General features: G+C 70.1%; 18 protein-coding genes. 8 read left to right on the top strand and 10 right to left on the bottom strand.

The window, feature by feature from the left end:
• Nucleotides 1-106: 106 nt before the first annotated feature.
• Both BIU99_RS14090 and BIU99_RS14085 read left to right on the top strand, forming a co-directional pair.
• Nucleotides 107-955, top strand: coding sequence for an Ltp family lipoprotein (locus BIU99_RS14090; protein WP_254773624.1), 849 nt, complete (start codon nt 107-109; stop codon nt 953-955).
• Nucleotides 956-1050: 95 nt separating this feature from the next.
• Entirely contained in the window at nt 1051-2262 is a 1212-nt protein-coding gene (locus BIU99_RS14085; protein ID WP_175484410.1) for a GNAT family N-acetyltransferase, read from the top strand.
• A gap of 16 nt (nt 2263-2278) precedes the next feature.
• Here BIU99_RS14085 and BIU99_RS14080 read toward each other — a convergent pair whose 3' ends face one another.
• The gene (locus BIU99_RS14080) at nt 2279-2857 is read right to left on the bottom strand and encodes a TetR/AcrR family transcriptional regulator (RefSeq protein ID WP_175484409.1); all 579 of its coding nucleotides are present in this window, start codon (nt 2855-2857) and stop codon (nt 2279-2281) included.
• Nucleotides 2858-2903: 46 nt separating this feature from the next.
• On the opposite strand from BIU99_RS14080, the gene BIU99_RS14075 reads away from it, so the two are divergent.
• Nucleotides 2904-4100, top strand: coding sequence for a DUF418 domain-containing protein (locus BIU99_RS14075; RefSeq protein ID WP_071261781.1), 1197 nt, complete (start codon nt 2904-2906; stop codon nt 4098-4100).
• A 4-nt stretch (nt 4101-4104) separates the two neighbouring features.
• Nucleotides 4105-5502 (top strand): alpha/beta fold hydrolase, encoded by a 1398-nt coding sequence (locus BIU99_RS14070; RefSeq protein WP_083397367.1) that lies wholly within the window; start codon nt 4105-4107, stop codon nt 5500-5502.
• Between the two features lie 34 nt (nt 5503-5536).
• On the opposite strand, the gene BIU99_RS14065 is transcribed toward BIU99_RS14070, so the two are convergent.
• From BIU99_RS14065 to BIU99_RS14055, 3 genes are read right to left on the bottom strand one after another with little or no spacing between them, the layout of a single operon-like run.
• A complete protein-coding gene (locus tag BIU99_RS14065) occupies nt 5537-6178 on the bottom strand; it encodes an ABC-2 transporter permease (protein WP_071261780.1) in 642 nt (213 codons plus the stop codon).
• Nucleotides 6175-7026, bottom strand: a complete 852-nt coding sequence (locus tag BIU99_RS14060) for an ABC transporter ATP-binding protein (RefSeq protein ID WP_071261779.1) — start codon at nt 7024-7026, stop codon at nt 6175-6177. Before BIU99_RS14060 ends, BIU99_RS14065 begins: the two co-directional genes overlap by 4 nt.
• On the bottom strand, nt 7019-7396 hold the full coding sequence (locus BIU99_RS14055; RefSeq protein ID WP_064297095.1) for a GntR family transcriptional regulator: 378 nt from the start codon (nt 7394-7396) through the stop codon (nt 7019-7021). Before BIU99_RS14055 ends, BIU99_RS14060 begins: the two co-directional genes overlap by 8 nt.
• 108 nt (nt 7397-7504) lie before the next feature.
• Here BIU99_RS14055 and BIU99_RS14050 point away from each other — a divergent pair, with 108 nt between their 5' ends.
• Entirely contained in the window at nt 7505-8110 is a 606-nt protein-coding gene (locus BIU99_RS14050) for a class I SAM-dependent methyltransferase (protein ID WP_071261778.1), read from the top strand.
• 57 nt (nt 8111-8167) lie between these two features.
• Here BIU99_RS14050 and BIU99_RS14045 read toward each other — a convergent pair whose 3' ends face one another.
• Complete coding sequence (locus BIU99_RS14045) at nt 8168-9151, bottom strand: alpha/beta fold hydrolase (RefSeq protein ID WP_071261873.1); 984 nt, start codon at nt 9149-9151, stop codon at nt 8168-8170.
• A gap of 129 nt (nt 9152-9280) precedes the next feature.
• Between BIU99_RS14045 and BIU99_RS14040 the strand changes: the two genes are divergently transcribed.
• Both BIU99_RS14040 and BIU99_RS14035 read left to right on the top strand, forming a co-directional pair.
• Complete coding sequence (locus tag BIU99_RS14040; RefSeq protein ID WP_071261777.1) at nt 9281-10489, top strand: FAD-dependent monooxygenase; 1209 nt, start codon at nt 9281-9283, stop codon at nt 10487-10489.
• Nucleotides 10486-11238, top strand: a complete 753-nt coding sequence (locus tag BIU99_RS14035; RefSeq protein WP_071261776.1) for a YqjF family protein — start codon at nt 10486-10488, stop codon at nt 11236-11238. The genes BIU99_RS14040 and BIU99_RS14035 overlap by 4 nt, the downstream gene beginning before the upstream one ends.
• A 7-nt stretch (nt 11239-11245) precedes the next feature.
• Here the strand turns inward: BIU99_RS14035 and BIU99_RS14030 are convergent, their stop codons facing one another.
• The 3 genes from BIU99_RS14030 to BIU99_RS14020 all read right to left on the bottom strand — a co-directional run bounded on the left by BIU99_RS14030 (nt 11246) and on the right by BIU99_RS14020 (nt 13037).
• Nucleotides 11246-11731 (bottom strand): SRPBCC family protein, encoded by a 486-nt coding sequence (locus BIU99_RS14030; protein ID WP_071261775.1) that lies wholly within the window; start codon nt 11729-11731, stop codon nt 11246-11248.
• A gap of 74 nt (nt 11732-11805) precedes the next feature.
• Nucleotides 11806-12504: a Pr6Pr family membrane protein gene (locus BIU99_RS14025; protein ID WP_071261773.1), complete on the bottom strand. Its 699-nt coding sequence runs from the start codon at nt 12502-12504 to the stop codon at nt 11806-11808.
• Nucleotides 12505-12563: 59 nt separating this feature from the next.
• Entirely contained in the window at nt 12564-13037 is a 474-nt protein-coding gene (locus BIU99_RS14020) for a DUF2000 domain-containing protein (RefSeq protein WP_071261771.1), read from the bottom strand.
• Between the two features lie 106 nt (nt 13038-13143).
• Between BIU99_RS14020 and BIU99_RS14015 the strand changes: the two genes are divergently transcribed.
• A complete protein-coding gene (locus tag BIU99_RS14015) occupies nt 13144-13608 on the top strand; it encodes an Lrp/AsnC family transcriptional regulator (protein ID WP_071261769.1) in 465 nt (154 codons plus the stop codon).
• Between the two features lie 4 nt (nt 13609-13612).
• On the opposite strand, the gene BIU99_RS14010 is transcribed toward BIU99_RS14015, so the two are convergent.
• On the bottom strand, nt 13613-14245 hold the full coding sequence (locus BIU99_RS14010) for an alpha/beta hydrolase (protein WP_071261768.1): 633 nt from the start codon (nt 14243-14245) through the stop codon (nt 13613-13615).
• Complete coding sequence (locus BIU99_RS14005) at nt 14242-15156, bottom strand: VOC family protein (protein ID WP_071261767.1); 915 nt, start codon at nt 15154-15156, stop codon at nt 14242-14244. Before BIU99_RS14005 ends, BIU99_RS14010 begins: the two co-directional genes overlap by 4 nt.
• Nucleotides 15157-15281: the final 125 nt, after the last annotated feature.

Below are 15281 nucleotides of genomic sequence, written 5' to 3'. Positions count from 1 at the left end.
CAAAGATGGGCGAATGAACCGGGCCAGGGGGAACCTCCCGAATCACCCCTGCACTGGGGGCAACACCACTCTCGGAAGTCGGTCGCTCGACTGCCATGCTCACAGTGTGACCACATCAGAACCGCTGGGGGGCGGCTCACAGCAGCCCGACCCCGCCTACGCACAGCAGCCGACCGCGCCCTACACGAACCCGTACGCACCGACGGCCCAGTACACCGACACCACGGCACCGCCGCCTTACGGCCAGCAGCCATACGGTCAGCAGCCGCAGCAGACACCGCCCCGTCCGACCTCGGCAGGGCTCGCGATCGCGGCCCTGATCGTCGGTATCGTCGCGTTCCTCATAGGCCTCATCCCCGTCGCCGGTGCACTCGTCGGAATCGCGGCGATCGTCCTGGCGGTACTCGCACTGCAGAAGCGACAGTCCAAGGGGCTCGCGGTCACCGGTCTCATCCTCGGAGCCGTCGCGACCATCGCATCATTCGGCACCCTCGTCGGAATCGGCGCAGCGGTGAACAGTGTGTCCGATGACAAGCCTGCTGCGATCGTGGAGACCTCGACGCCGGCCGACGAAGCGGCCAAGCCGGTCGAGACGACTGCGCCCGTCGCCGAGACTCCGGTTCCCGCAGCTCCTGCTGCACCCGCGGTGCCCGTCGAGTACCAGTCCGCGCTGATCAAGGCGAAGAGCTACTCGGACCTCATGCATATGAGTAAGGCCGGCATCTACGACCAGCTGACCTCCGAATACGGCGAACAGTTTTCACCGGAGGCGGGCCAGTACGCCGTCGACAACCTGCAGGCCGACTACAACGCGAACGCGCTCGCGAAGGCGAAGTCCTACCAGGAGACCATGTCGATGTCGCCCGAAGCGATCCGCGACCAGCTGACCAGCGAGTACGGCGAGAAGTTCACGCCCGAAGAGGCCGACTACGCGATCCTGCACCTCAACGACTGACCTGAGGTGAGGCGGATCGTCGCATGCTCGCCGCTCGGACGACGATCTGCCTCACCTCAAGGTCGATCATCCGCGCACTTCCCTATGCTGGCTGGATGATGAGCCCGGTCGGCTACACCACCTTCACCGGATCCGCACCCGACGGCGTGTGGGGCGAGGTGACGCAGTTGTTCGTCGCGGCGTTCACCGCCGAGCCGTACAACGAGGACGCGATCGACCTCGCGACCATCCGGCAGTGGGGCCCGGAGCATCTCGGGCACCGCGGCGGGCGCCTCGTGATCGCCACGGTCGACCGCCGGATCGTGGGCTTCGCGCTCGCCCACGGCCTCGACGCCGACCCCGCCTGGCTCGGCATCCTCGCGCAACTGGCCGACTCCAGCAGCACGGCTTCGACTGCGCTCGCGCGACCGGCGGACGCCGTCGTCGTCCACGAGCTCGCCGTCTCGGAGGAACAGCGCGGACGCGGGATCGCCCGCGGCTGCCTGGCTGAAGTCTTGCAGGAGCGCACCGAGTCGACGACCTTCATCGGCGTCTACGAGCGCGCGACCAACGCCGCGTCGATGTACCACCGCTGGGGGCTCAGCGAACTCGGTCGCGTACCGATGCCTGGCGACGCGATCGCCCTCCGCGTCCTGTCCGCACCCACGACCGAGCTGGTTTCGCGCCTGCGGTCCGCCGACCCGGCGTCGGCGCGGATGACCCGGCGGACGCTCTGGCTCAGCTCCTGGGAGTGGGATTGTTGCGGCGGACCGTTGGAAACCGGCCAACGGGCGACCTTCTCCGTCTGGTCCGTCGACGACGGCCAGCGGACCTGGCTGACCGAGGAGATCGGGGCGGATCTGACGGCGCGGATCGACGGTGTCGAGATGCACCACGAAGAGGACGCCGCACCGGAGCGGCTGACGGGCAGGCTGGCGAAGCTGTCGAGGGTTTCGATCCCCTCGCGCCGCGTCCACACCAAGCGACCACCGTTGCCGCTTGGAGCTCTGCCCGCGGCGAGGCGCCTCGTTGGGCCACCAGGCAGCGGCGTGTGCATCGGCGTAGCGGTCTCCGACTACGTCACCCAGCACGAGACCGTGCCCGGACCGCCCGTCGTCGAGGAGACACCGCGGATCCCGCTCACGCGCGGGATCGATCACCCCGACGCCCAAGCAGCGGCAGAGGCAGCGGCGGCCGCGGCACGCGCAGCGGCGCAGGCGGCGGAAGCTGCCGCTCGAGCGGCGCAGACGGCCGGCCCGCCACCACCCGGCGAGGTCGAACCCCGACTGGTCGGCTATCTCGTCGAACTCGAACTGGACGTCGACTGAGCAGGATCTTCGCGACTCAGCCCGCTCGGCGCAGGCCCCGGAGCGTCGCGGCGATGAGCCGTTCCGCCCGCTCCGGGGTCATCCGGTCCGACTGCTCCGCCGCTCGCGCGACCGCGATGCCGTCGAGCACCGCGAGCAGGAGTGCCGCATCGTCCGCAGCCAAGCTGTCGTCAGGGAACGCTGCGACGAGCAGCCGCAGGAGGACCTCCTCGGTGCGGGCCCAGTCGACGGCGTGGATCGCTCGCACCTCGGTCTCCGTGCTCGCCCGCGCGGCGAAGGCGACCCAGACGATCCCATCGGTCAGGTCGTCGCCCTCGATGCAGGCGATCTCACGACAGAAGATCCGAAGTCGCTCCTCCTCGGACGCCACGGCCTCGAGCCGCGCCGCCACGCGCCGACGGAACCGCTCGTTGACCTCGGTCATCGCCGCGACGACCAGTCGGTCCTTCGTCGGGAAGTGATGCTGGACCGCGCCGACGGAGACCCCGGCTTCGCCAGCGACCGTGCGGATGGTCAGGGCGTCGGCTCCGCGCGACGCCATGATGCGCAGCAGTGCATCGAGGATCCGATCCCTGTTCGTGTCCTGCTCGGTCATCGCCTCCGCTTTCGCCATCGCCCACTCGACAGGGTACGGTCATCTCATGACCAATACGAGCGTATTGCCACCGTCGCGTCCAAGCAACCGACGGATCGCCGCACTCGACGTCGTCCGCGGACTCGCCATCCTCGGCACGCTCGGCACCAACATCTGGCTGTTCTCGCACCCTTGGGGCATGGTCGGCATGCTCTCGGCCCCGGTGACGCCGGAGACCGGCCCCGCGGCGGGCACGATCCAGCTCGCCCTCATGGCACTCACGCAGGGCAAGTTCCTCGCTCTGCTGACCCTGATGTTCGGCGCCGGACTCGCGATCCAACACGCCGCGGCACGCCGACGCGAGCAGCGCTGGCCAGGCCGGTACCTGTGGCGCGCCACCCTGCTCCTCATCGACGGTGCCGTGAACTACGTCCTCATCGCGGAGTTCGACGTCCTCATGGGCTACGCGGTCACGGGCGCCATCGTCGCCTGGCTCCTGCTCACGAGGCCCCGCGCGCAGCGCGCCATGATCGCCGTCTTCGGGGCGCTGCACGTGCTCCTCATCACCGCGATCGTCGCGTTCATCGCCACGACGCCGACGATGTCGGGCGACCTCCCGCTCCCCGCCGGACCGAGCCCGTACGCCACTGACTCGTTCCTCGGCCTGGCGGCCTTTCGACTCGAGAACGTGGGGGTCTTCCGCGCGGAGCCCGTGCTGATCGGGTTCCTCACGCTCGCGATGTTCCTCGCCGGCGCACACCTCTTCCAAGCCGGCGTCTTCGGGGAGACCGGCGGTCGACTCCGACGCCGCCTGATGATCGTCGGTGCCTGCGCGCTGCCGGTCGACCTCGCCCTCGGTATCTGGGGCGGCACCGCAGGACTCCTCGCGGAACGCTACCTGGCCGCGCCCCTCGTGGCGCTCGGCATCCTCGGCGCCACCGTCGAGCTCTGTCGTCGCTTCGGTACCGAGGGCTGGATCGCCTCACGTCTGCGCGAACTCGGGAAGGTCGCGCTCAGCGCCTACCTCCTGCAGAACCTCCTCGGCGGCGCGCTCTTCTACGGCTGGGGGTTGGGCCTCGCCGAACACACGACCGCCTGGCGTGTCCCGATCACCGTGGCTGCGTTCGTCGTCATCGCCGCGCTCGTGACCGGCTTCGCCCACCTCTGGCTCCGACGGTTCGCACTCGGCCCCGTTGAATGGCTCTGGAAACGCGGCGCGGAGCTCGGGTCGAAGCGGCCGGAGGGCCGACCCTCGCTACGGTGAGACCATGACCACCGTGCACCTGACCGGCCAGTTGATCTGCGCGACACCGACCGACGTGGCGGTCGTCGAGACCCATCTGCCGGAGCATGTCGCGCTCACCCGCGCCGAACCGGGATGCGTGTCGTTCGAGGTGACGCCGACGGACGACCCGCTCGTCTGGGACGTCGCCGAGGTCTTCGAAGACGACGAGTCGTTCGCAGCACACCAGGCCCGCGTCGCGTCCAGCGAGTGGGGGCGTGCGACCGCGGGCATCGAACGCCGCTACCAGGTGACCCGGTCGCCAGCAGGCCAGGCCGTTTTGGACGTCGGCGACGACGACCTCGCCGACCTCCGCCGCAGACTCCACGACACCCGCTGGCCCGACCGGTGGCCGACCGCGGGTTGGGAGGCCGGCACCGACCAGGACGAACTGCGGCGGCTCGTCACCTACTGGGCGGACGACTTCGACTGGGCGGCACAGCAGCGGGACATCAACGCCCTGCCGTGGCACCGCGCCGAGATCGGCGGGGCCGCGATCACCTACCTCCGGTTCGACGCCGAGGCCCCGGGCGGCATCCCCGTCGTCCTCACGAACGGATGGCCGAGCACCGCCCTCGAACTGGTCGGACTCGCCAGGCGCCTCGCGACACCGTCCCGGTACGGCGGAGACCCGGCGAGCGCCTTCACCGTCATCGTGCCCGCACTGCCCGGACTGCCGTTCTCACCGCAACGGCCGAGCTTCGGCGACCAGACGCACGAGCTGTGGCACACGCTCATGCACGACCACCTCGGCTTCGCCCGGTACGCCGCCCATGGAGGCGACCTCGGGGCCGGGATCACCTCTCGGCTCGCGCAGGCGCATCCCGAGGCGGTCGCCGGCATCCACCTCCTCGCGGTCGCTGCACCGCGCGAGGTCGACGCCGAGACGCTCACCGAGGAGGAGCGGGCGCATCTCGCCCGGGTCGATGCCTGGGACGCCGAGGAGGGTGCGTATGAGCATCAGCACCACACCCGTCCGCTCACGCTCGCTCCCGCGCTGTCCGACTCCCCCGTCGGCCTGCTCTCATGGATCCTCGAGAAGCATCGGGCCTGGAGCGATTGCGGCGGCGACGTCTCGTCCCGGTTCAGCGACGAGTACCTCGCGACGCTCGCCTCCGTCTACTGGTTCACGAACGCGATCGGCACGTCGCTCCGCCCGTACTACGAGTCCGCGACCGGGATCACGACGCGTGTCGACCGGGTCGAGGTGCCGACCGCGGTCGCGCTCTTCCCGCACGACCTGGCGAGCCCGCCGCGCAGCTGGGCCGAGCGGAGCTACGACGTGCGACGGTTCACGACGATGCCCCGAGGCGGCCATTTCGCGCCGCACGAGGAGCCCGAGCTCCTCGCGGACGACATCCGGGCGTTCCTGACGACGCTGTGACGCCGGGAACGCCCGGGACGGATGCCGTGACTGCTCAGAGTTCGCGCTTGCGGTACTGCGGCACGGCGACGAGGACGCCGACGACGATCCCGACGGCGCCGAGCGCGAGTCCGAGGCCGACCACGAGCGGGAGGGGAACACCGGTGGCGGCCTCTTGCGCGCCGTCCAGCACGCCGATCGCCTGCGCGAGCCAGGCGAGGCCTGCGATCGCCAGCGCAGGGGCGTAGCTGATCAGTCGGCCGCGCGTGTACCCGATCCGGAACAGGACCGGCAACTGGATGCTGGCCGACAGCCCGACGAAGGCGACCGCGACGGCCTGGATCACGAGCAGGAGGCCCCAGTCGAGTGAGGCGCCGCGAACGCCGGCCATGAGCACGGTCACGGCGAAGGCGATCGCCGAAGCGAGCAGGGCGAAGACGACGATGGAGCCGGCCCGCCCCACCACGACGGTGGACCGCGAGACGGGGAGGATGCCGTAGAGCGTGTCGAGGCGTCCGCGCTCGTCGCCGAGGAACGGCGCGGCGATCATGAGCGAGGTGACGATCGCCGCGCCCATGATCGCCATGCCGGGCACGGGGAGCAGGATCCCGACGACGGCGACGAAGCCGAGCAGGAGGAGCGTCTGCCGCCGGGGCAGCCAGGAGGTCAGGTCGAAGCGGATGAATGAGCCGATCATGCGGAAGCCTTTCCGTGTGCTGCTGCCAGGTGGATCACGATGTCGTCGACGCTCGCCGCATCGATCACGGTCTCCGGTCCGAAGTCCGCCATCTGCGTCGTCCGGATGAGCGCGGACCACTGCTCCCCGCGCCGCTCGAGCCCGAGCACCTCGCCGGTCGGCGGCGCTCCCGCGCCCCGCACCATCGCGAACTCGTCGACGGTGTCGGCGAACCGTCCGTCGTAGGCGACCCGGCCGTTCACGAGCACGAGCAGGTCGTCGGCGAGCTCGTCGAGATCCGTCGTGATGTGCGTCGAGAAGAGCACCGCGTGCTCGGGGTCGACCATGAACTCGCGGATCAGGTCCCCGATCTCGCGGCGGGAAGCCGGGTCGAGGCCGCTGGACGGCTCGTCGAGGATGAGGAGTTCCGGCTGCTGCGCGAGCGCGGTCGACAGCGACAGCTTGACGCCCTGCCCCCGGGACAGCTCGCTGACCCGCTGCTCGCGGGGCACCCCGAGGCGGTCGAGCAGCCCCTCGAAGCGTTGCTGATCCCACGCCGGGTAGAACGGGCTGAGCCGTCGGCCGATCGATGCGACCCGCCACTCCGGAGCCGCGGTCGGCTGGTCGAGGACGACGCCGATGCGTGCGAGCGCACTCGGGGAACCGGCCGGCCGCCCCAGCACCTCGATGTCGCCGGCGTCGGGGGTCAGCAGGCCCAGTAGGGCACGGATGGTGGTCGTCTTGCCGGCCCCGTTGGGTCCGACGAGGCCGGTCACGGTGCCGCGTTCGACCGCGAAGGAGACGTCGTCGACGGCGAATGATCGCCGCTGGACGCGCAGTCCCTCGATGCGAAGGATGTTGTCAGTCATCGGTACTCCACCTCTGTTCGAGTCGTGTCTGGATGTCGGTCCTGCTGAGGCGCGCATGCCGAGCCGCGATGACGAGCTCGCTGATGACCTCGTCGACCCGCGACTGCAGGAGGGTGCTCGCCGTCTCGGGGTCGACGTCGAGGACGACGAACCCGCGTCCGTGCTCACTCCGCACCAAGCCCTCGGCGACGAGATCGTTGTAGGCCCGGGTGACGGTGATGACGCTCACCCGGAGATCCGCCGCGAACTGCCGCAGGGACGGGAGCGTCTGCCCGACGGGGATCTCCCCGGCGAGGATCGACGCACGCAACTGGGTCTCGATCTGTTCGTAGATCGGTGTTCCCGAACTGTTCGAGATCACGACGCCCATGGCACCTCCATCTGTTTATAAACACCATAACAGTTGGCCTGCGGAACCGCGAGGGCCGCCCCTCCATCGCGACGGCGAACCGCGCCGCGTGCTCGCTACGGTGGAGCCATGAGCACCGTCCGAGACGCCTACGCCCGACGGTCCGCCGAGTACGTGAAGCTGCTGGGCACGATGGCCTCGGTGCATCCGTCGGACCGGCAGCTCGTGACCTCCTGGGCCGACCGGATCATCGGTCCCGCGCTGGACGCCGGCTGCGGGCCGGGGCATTGGACGGCGTACCTCACCTCGCGCGGCCTCGACATCCGCGGCATCGACCTGGTCCCCGAGTTCATCGCGCACGCCCGCGCCGAGCACCCGGAGACCCGGTTCGACCTCGGCAGCCTCGACACCCTCGACGCTGAGACCGGCTCGGTGGGCGGCGTCCTCGCCTGGTACTCGCTGATCCACCACCGCCCCGACACGATCGAGACACCGCTCGCGGAATTCGCTCGCGTGCTCCGGCCGGGAGGTGGGCTCCTCATCGGCTGCTTCGAGGGGCCATCGGTCGAGGCGTTCGACCATGCCGTGGCGACGGCCTATCGCTGGCCGATCGCGGAGCTGGCCGAGCGCGTGCGCCGAGCGGGCTTCGAGGTCATCGAGACGCACACCAGGACGAGCCTCGATCAACGACCGCACGGAGCGATCCTGGCCCGGCGAGCCGACGCGGTGAGGTGAGGCGGTTCGTCGCCCGGCCCGCGGCTGAGCGACGAACCGCCGCATCTCAGCGAGCGCTCAGTCGTGGTCGATGGAGGCGACCGCGTCGGCCACCTGCGACTTCCCCTCGGCCACACGGTCGTCGTCGTCGGTGACGATCCCGATCGTCTCCTCGATGCGCCCCTGCACAGCCTGGATGACCGCCTTCGGCTGCGGTGCCTCCGGCTCGGAGTCGTCGCTCCCGTCCGAGTCCTCGGAGTAGACCCGGAGCCGGTCGTCGTCACCGTCCGCCACCGTGCGTCTGGCGTGGTCGACGCAGAGTTTGGCGACCTCCTCCGCGTGCGCGTACATGACGGAGTGCGCTGCGCCGGGGATCTCCCAGAGGCGCGAGGAGGGCAGGAGTTCTCCGACCCGCTCCACCCACTCGCGCGGTGCGACGGCGTCGTACTCGCCGCGGATCACGAGCGTGTGCGCCTGCACCTTCGGCAAGGCCTCCTCGATCGGATACCTGAGCATCTGGGGCAGAACCCGAGAGAACCACTTGAAGCCGCAGAAGACGTAGGCGCTGACGGCGAGCACCTTCACCGTGAGCGGTTCGTGCCAGCTCGACTGCAGGAAGCGGACGGCCTGGGTGAGCACCCGGCGCTGACCGGGCACGACGACCGGGCCGATGAGGACGAGGGTGGACAGCTCCGGACGACGGGAGACGAGGTCGCTGACCACCTGGCTGCCCATCGAATGGCCGACGATGATCGGGTCCTTGAGATCGAGCTCGTCGATGACCCGACCGACGAGGTCCGCGTACTCGCGGATCGTGAGCGTCGACGAGGGGTGCGGCACGCCGCCGAAGCCGGGGAGGTCGAGCGCGTGCACGGGGCCGAACTCGTTGAGGTGCGGCGCCAGGCGTTCGAAGTAGGTGGAGGAGACACCGATGCCCGGGATGAGGATGAAGGAGCGGTCGCCGCTGGATCCCACGGAGTTGACCCGGACGTAGACGTCGCCGTCGTACACGCGATCGACCCGCACACTCCGCCTGCGACGCTTGCGTTCGATCCTCGACATGCCCCCAGCGTACAAGCGGGTGACGCCTGCACCGCCGGAGCTGTCAACCATGCGGGATTCGGATCGGCGATTGCGATGATGGAGGCAACCGGAGCGGCAGTCCCACGCTCCTCGAGAGGTGGCACCACCATGACCGTTCCCCGCGTCCTGATCTCCGGAGCCAGCATCGCCGGCCCCGGCCTGGCCTTCTGGCTGAACCGCTACGGCTGGGAGACGACGGTGATCGAGCGCGCGCCGGCGTTCCGCGACGGCGGCCAGAACATCGACGTGCGCGGCGCCGCTCGCGAGGTCCTGCGACGCGCTGGCCTCGAGGACGCGGCGCGCGAGGCGACCACGGGCGAACGCGGCACACGCTTCGTCGGCGACGCCGGTGAGACGATCGCCGAATTCCCGGTGTCGGACTCCGAGACCGACGGCGCGACCGCCGAGGTCGAGATCCTGCGCGGTGACCTGGCCCGCATCTTCATCGATGCGACGGACGGCACCACCACCTACCGCTACGGCGACCACATCACGGCCCTCGACGACGACGGCGAACGGGTCCTCGTGTCCTTCGCGCATGGAGCGGACGAGGCGTTCGACCTCGTGATCGCGGCGGACGGCATCCGATCGTCGACCCGCGAGCTGGCCTTCCCCGGCGAGGCGGTGACCCGGTCCCTCGGGCTCGAGATGACGTACCTCACGATTCCGCGCGACGACGCCGACGTGCCGTGGTGGCAGTGGTACTCGGGCGTCGGCGGCCGTAGCGTCACGCTCCGACCCGACCGGCACGGCACCACTCGCGCGGTGTTGACGGAGGTCACGTCCGACCGTGGTGACGGCGTCGTCCCCGCGCGCCGCGACCTCGACGCGCAGCGACGGCATCTCCGGAACCGCTTCGTCGGACTCCCCTGGCAGGCGAACCGGATCCTCGAGCACCTCGACGACAGCGACGACGTCTACTACGAGTCCATCGGCCAGGTCAGGACGCCCCGCTGGGCATCCGGACGGGTCGCGCTGCTCGGCGACGCGGCCTGGTGCGCGTCGCCCGTCAGCGGCATGGGGACGAGCCTGTCGATCGTCGGCGCCTACGTGCTGGCCGGAGAGCTGGCCGCGCACGTGCACCACCGGGACGCCTTCCGCGGGTACGAACGCATCATGCGCCCCTACGTCGAGCAGGCCCAGTCGCTGCCGCCGGGCACGCCGCAGCTCGCCAATCCGACCTCGAAGGCCGGCGTCGCCGCCTTCCGCACCGCACTCCGCGTGGCCGGGTCGAAGCCGGCGAAGCTCGTCGGTGCGCAGTTGTTCTCCCCGCCGGCCGACAAGATCGACCTGCCCGAGTACGAACACCTGGCATGACCGGCGAGCCCAGGCCGATCGCCTCGGACGCACCGGCACTGTCCGGCCCGGTCGTCGCCGCGCAGGAATGGAGGGACCTGGCGTTCGTGCACTGGCGCGTCCCGGCGAACACCGTCGCACCACTGCTCCCACGAGGGGTGGTCCCCGACGTCTTCGACGGTTCCACCTGGGTCGGACTCATCGCCTTCCAGTTGGGCGACGCCCGCATCGGTCCGCTACCGCCGTCGCCGGTCGGCGGATCCTTCACCGAGGTGAACGTCCGGCTGTACGGGGTCGACACCGAGGGGCGTCGCGGCGTCGTGTTCCGGTCACTCGAGGCGTCGAGCCTGCCGGCGGTCCTCGCGGCTCGCGCGATGTTCGGTCTGCCCTACCGGTGGGCGCGGACCGCGCAACGGCCGACGGACGACGGCTGGGAGTACGCGTCGCGGCGGATCACCAGGTCGCCGACGACACGGGGTCCGGGCTTCCAGCTCGGTGTCGACATCGACCGGACGACGACCGTCGACGACGAGCTGTCCCAGTTCCTGACGGCGCGGTGGGGGCTCTTCCAGAGCCGCTTCGGTCGGACGCAGTGGTTGCCGAACGAGCATGAACCCTGGGTCCTGCACCCGGCTCGCGTCACCTCGTTGCGCGACGAGCTCTGCGCGGCGGCGGGCCTCCCGGGTGTCGTCGAGCACGAGCCCGACTCGGTCCTCTTCAGCCCCGGCGTGACGGCCCGGTTCGGGATCGGCTCGTTCCTCGCCCGCTAGTGCCGGATCAGTCCGCTGCAGCGACCGCGGCGAGCACCACGGGGTCCTCGCAGCCGCGCGCGAAGCCTCGGATGCGGCGGTCGATGTCGTGCTGCAGGACGATCGCACCGATGCGCTCGGCGATCGGCGCCAGCCACCGCGGTTTGCAGGTGAAGTTGTAGCGCCAGACGGCGAGTGTGCGCTGGTCGTCGCCGTCCACCGGGCTGAAACGCCAGCCGCCGGCGAGCCGTTCGAAGAACCATGAGCCCTTCGTCATCCTCATGCCGACGTTGGTCGGCGGGTGGTACGAGACGTATTCGCTGACCATCCGGAACCCGAACCGCTGGACCGTGAAGGTGCGGACGCCCTTGGCGGGCTCCTTCGCGCCGTCGAGGAAGTGCTGCCGCCGGATGAACGGGTCCCAGCGCATCCGGGTGTCGCCCGTGGTCTGGGAGATCGCGAACGCGACGTCGGGCGGGACGGGCACGGTGCAGCGGGATTCCACGACGGGCATGCCCCATCCTGACACGGCCCCGAAGTGAGGCAGATGGTCACCCGGAACGCTGCCGGGCGACCAGTTCCCGCACCTCAGCGGCGGAGCGTGGCGGGCAGCACCCGGTCGACGAGCTTGAGCAGCACGGCGAACACGATCGCGACGACGAGCACCATGAGCGCGTTCCGGACGGCACCGTCGAAGCCGAGCTGCGTCGCATCGAGGAAGGGGTAGGGGTACCAGCCGGTGATGCCGCCACGGATGAAGGTGAAGACCACCCAGGCGAGCGGCCAGAGGAACGCCCAGGCGACGGTGCTCCAGGTGAAGCGCGGACGCGGGCCGAACACGAGCCACGCGCCGAGCGTGAGCCACGGCGAGAGGTAGTGGAACCCGATCGTGATGACGAGCGCCCACCCCGTGAGGTTCACCTGCGGCGCGAGGACCACCGCGTAGACGATGCCGGTGATGACGATGCTGAGCAGGGCGTCGAGCCGCGCCACCCGCCACAGCCGGCCGTCACGCAGGGGGTCGATCACCAGCAGGACGGACACGGTGAGCACGATGAGGTTGCTGAGGATGGTGAACGCGCTGAAGATGCGTGCGAACCGGGTCGCGAGGTCGACGGACATGTCCACACCACCCGAGCGGGCGTCGGCGCCGCCGGTGATGACGAGGACGATCTGGATGACGAGCGAGATCGCGATGATCACGGCGATCAGGAGGTAGACCACACGGCTGGCGGTGACGACGGCCGCGGACGGCGCGACCTGCGTGGGATGGACGGTGGTGCTCACCCGCCAACCCTAGCCAGCCCGCCGCGCCCCATCTCCCTCAAGCCCCGACACGTGCGCTTTCAGGCCAACAGCGGCAGTCGCCCGACGATCCGGTCCACCCGGTTGCGCGGCCCGACCAGGGCGACGGCCAGCGGGTTGAGTGCATCCGACACGGTGTCCCCCACCACCTCGAGGTACTCGTCGTAGACCCGGGTGAGCTGGGCCGCCTCCGGCATGTCGACGACGAGCAAGCCGTCCGACCCCGCCGCCTTGGCCCGGATCGCCGCCAGTTGCGCAGCCGGAGCGGACAACACACTGCACCCCGCCCACGGCAGTCCGGGATGAGCCGAGCCGTCGGCGTCGACGGCGTCCGGTCCGAGGAGTCCCTGCACCCCGGCTCCGATCGCCGCGGCGACGCAGGCCGCCGCGTTCACGGCACGACCGGCCGGAAGATCCTGTTGCACGACGACGACCCACTTCAGCCGGGCGGACCGCGTGGGCGCCGCCGTGTCGATCTCCGCCGGCGCGAAGCCGACGAGTTGTTCTTCCGTCATGTCTCTCCCTGATGTCGTACGCGAATCGATCCTCAGGCTACGTCGATCAGAAGGGAGCGCGGATCGCAGCCGTACATCGTTCGGTGCATCTGGCAGAATCACCGCCATGGACGGACTTGATACGGCGATCCTGCGCGAACTGCAACGTGATGCCCGGCGCACCAACCGCGACATCGCGGCCGCGGTCGGCGTCTCCCCCACCACCGCACTCGACCGGACACGCGGCCTGTACCGCCGCGGCGTCATCCGCGGCGCGCGACTCGACGTCGATCTGCCGTCGCTCGGTCGCTCCGTCCAAGCGCTCATCGCGATCCGGATCCGGCCGCCGTCGCGCGTCAACATCGACGCGTTCCGCAGCTGGGCGATCACCCTCCCGGAGACCATCGGCGTCTTCGTCGTCTCCGGGAACGAGGACTTCCTGCTCCAGGTCGCCGTCACCGACAACGACGCGCTCTACGCCTTCGTCATCGACAAGCTCACGGAGCGCGAGGAGGTCGCGGACGTCCGGACGAGCGTCGTCTACGAGCACGTGCGACCGCAGGTGGTGATGCCTGCGGAACCCGAGACCTGAACGATCAGCCGGTGTGCGCCTCGAGGAACGTGCGCACGTCGTCGATCTCGGCCTGGTGGATCCCGTGGGCGAGCCCCGGATAGGTGCGCTCGGTGAGCGTCGTGTGCAGCGGCAACCAGGCGGCGGTCCGCGCGACGGCCGGCGCGGCGATGACCCGGTCCTCGAGACCCCGTCCCCAGAACACCGCGGGCTTCGTCGCCGCCAGCACCTCGTCGCCGGGCTGTGGTGCACTCAGGACGAAGCCGGCGAGGATCACCGGCGCCACGACCCGCTCGGGTCGGGTGCGCAGCAGCTGCGAAGCCATGAAGCCGCCCTGCGAGAAACCGATGGGCACGATGCGCGCCTCAGCCGACACGTGTTCGTCGATCCAGCCCCAGACGGCGTCCGTTGCGCGGGCGATCGGCTCCGGGTCCGGGTTGCCCGGCGTCGTGATCTCGAACCAGGCCGCCCCGCCGTGTCCCATCTCGAGCGGCGCGCGCAGTGACACCCAGGGCGTGCCGAGCGCGAGGGGCCCGACGAGGCCGGTGAGGTCGTGCTCGTTCGAGCCGTAGCCGTGGAGGAGCACCGCGACAACCGGAGCGGACGACGCGGCGTCGGCCCAGTCGGCGGAACGGACGTCGCGCAGTGCGGTGGTCATCGGGACAGCAGCTCCTCGGTCGACAGGTCGGGTAGGGCCACGGACACGCGGGTCCCCCACGGGTCGGAGACGGTCACGGAACGACCGTCCGCGTCGAAGGGGATCGTGCGGGCGCGCAGCCTCGCGGCCAGCGTATCGAGGTTCGCGAGGTCGGGGACGGTGATCGACACGTCGCCGAGGCCGAGGGCGGCCGCGCGGGGACCGGCGCCCTGGCTGTTCCAGACGTTCATCGCGATGTGGTGGTGGTACCCGCCGGCGGAGGCGAAGATCGCGCCGGGATACTCGGTCTGCGTCGTCTCGAATCCGAGCGCGTCGACGTAGAAGGCTCTGGCGGTCTGGAGGTCGCCGACCTGCAGGTGCACGTGCCCGACGGCACCGGCCAACGACGGCCCGGCGCCGAGGGCGTCCTCCGTGAGGTGCCGCTGCAGGTAGGCGTTCGGGTCGAGGTACGTGGTGGTCATGGCGATCTGGTCGCCCGAGCGCACCCAGCTGCTGCGCGGGCGGTCCGTGTACAGCTCCACGCCGTTCCCCTCCGGGTCGGTGAAGTAGAACGCCTCGCTCACGAAGTGGTCGCTCGACCCGACGAACTGTCCGCGGGGATCCTGCGCGGCCCGATAGACCGTCGCCGAGAGACTCGACTCGTCCTCGAACAGGAACGCCGTGTGGAACAGGCCGGCCTGCCGCCGGTCGACGGCCGGCAGGTCCGGCGTGTGCACGAGTCGCACGAGCGGCGTGTCGCCACGACCGAGCACCCGGTGCACCTCGAGGGCACGGCTGCGCTCCTCGAGCGGCTCCATCGCGAAGGCGTTGGCGTAGTAGCCGGACATGAGGTCGAGGTCGCCGACGCGGAGCGTGACCGCGCCCATCGACGTCTCCGGGGCGAGCAGACGCTCGTCGAGCACAGCGGACATTCGGTCTCCGATCGGGTGATGGGGTCGGTACAGGCTACCCCGTTTACTTGTAGATGTAACCAATTGCGAGTCGTCGTATTCCGCGATCAGCCGACACGCCTGTCAAGCCCTTGTCTCGCGCGCGC

This window comes from Plantibacter sp. MMLR14_011 (assembly GCF_001865025.1).
GTDB classification, from domain to species: domain Bacteria; phylum Actinomycetota; class Actinomycetes; order Actinomycetales; family Microbacteriaceae; genus Plantibacter; species Plantibacter flavus_A.
This window is presented reverse-complemented; position numbering and strand designations above follow the sequence as displayed.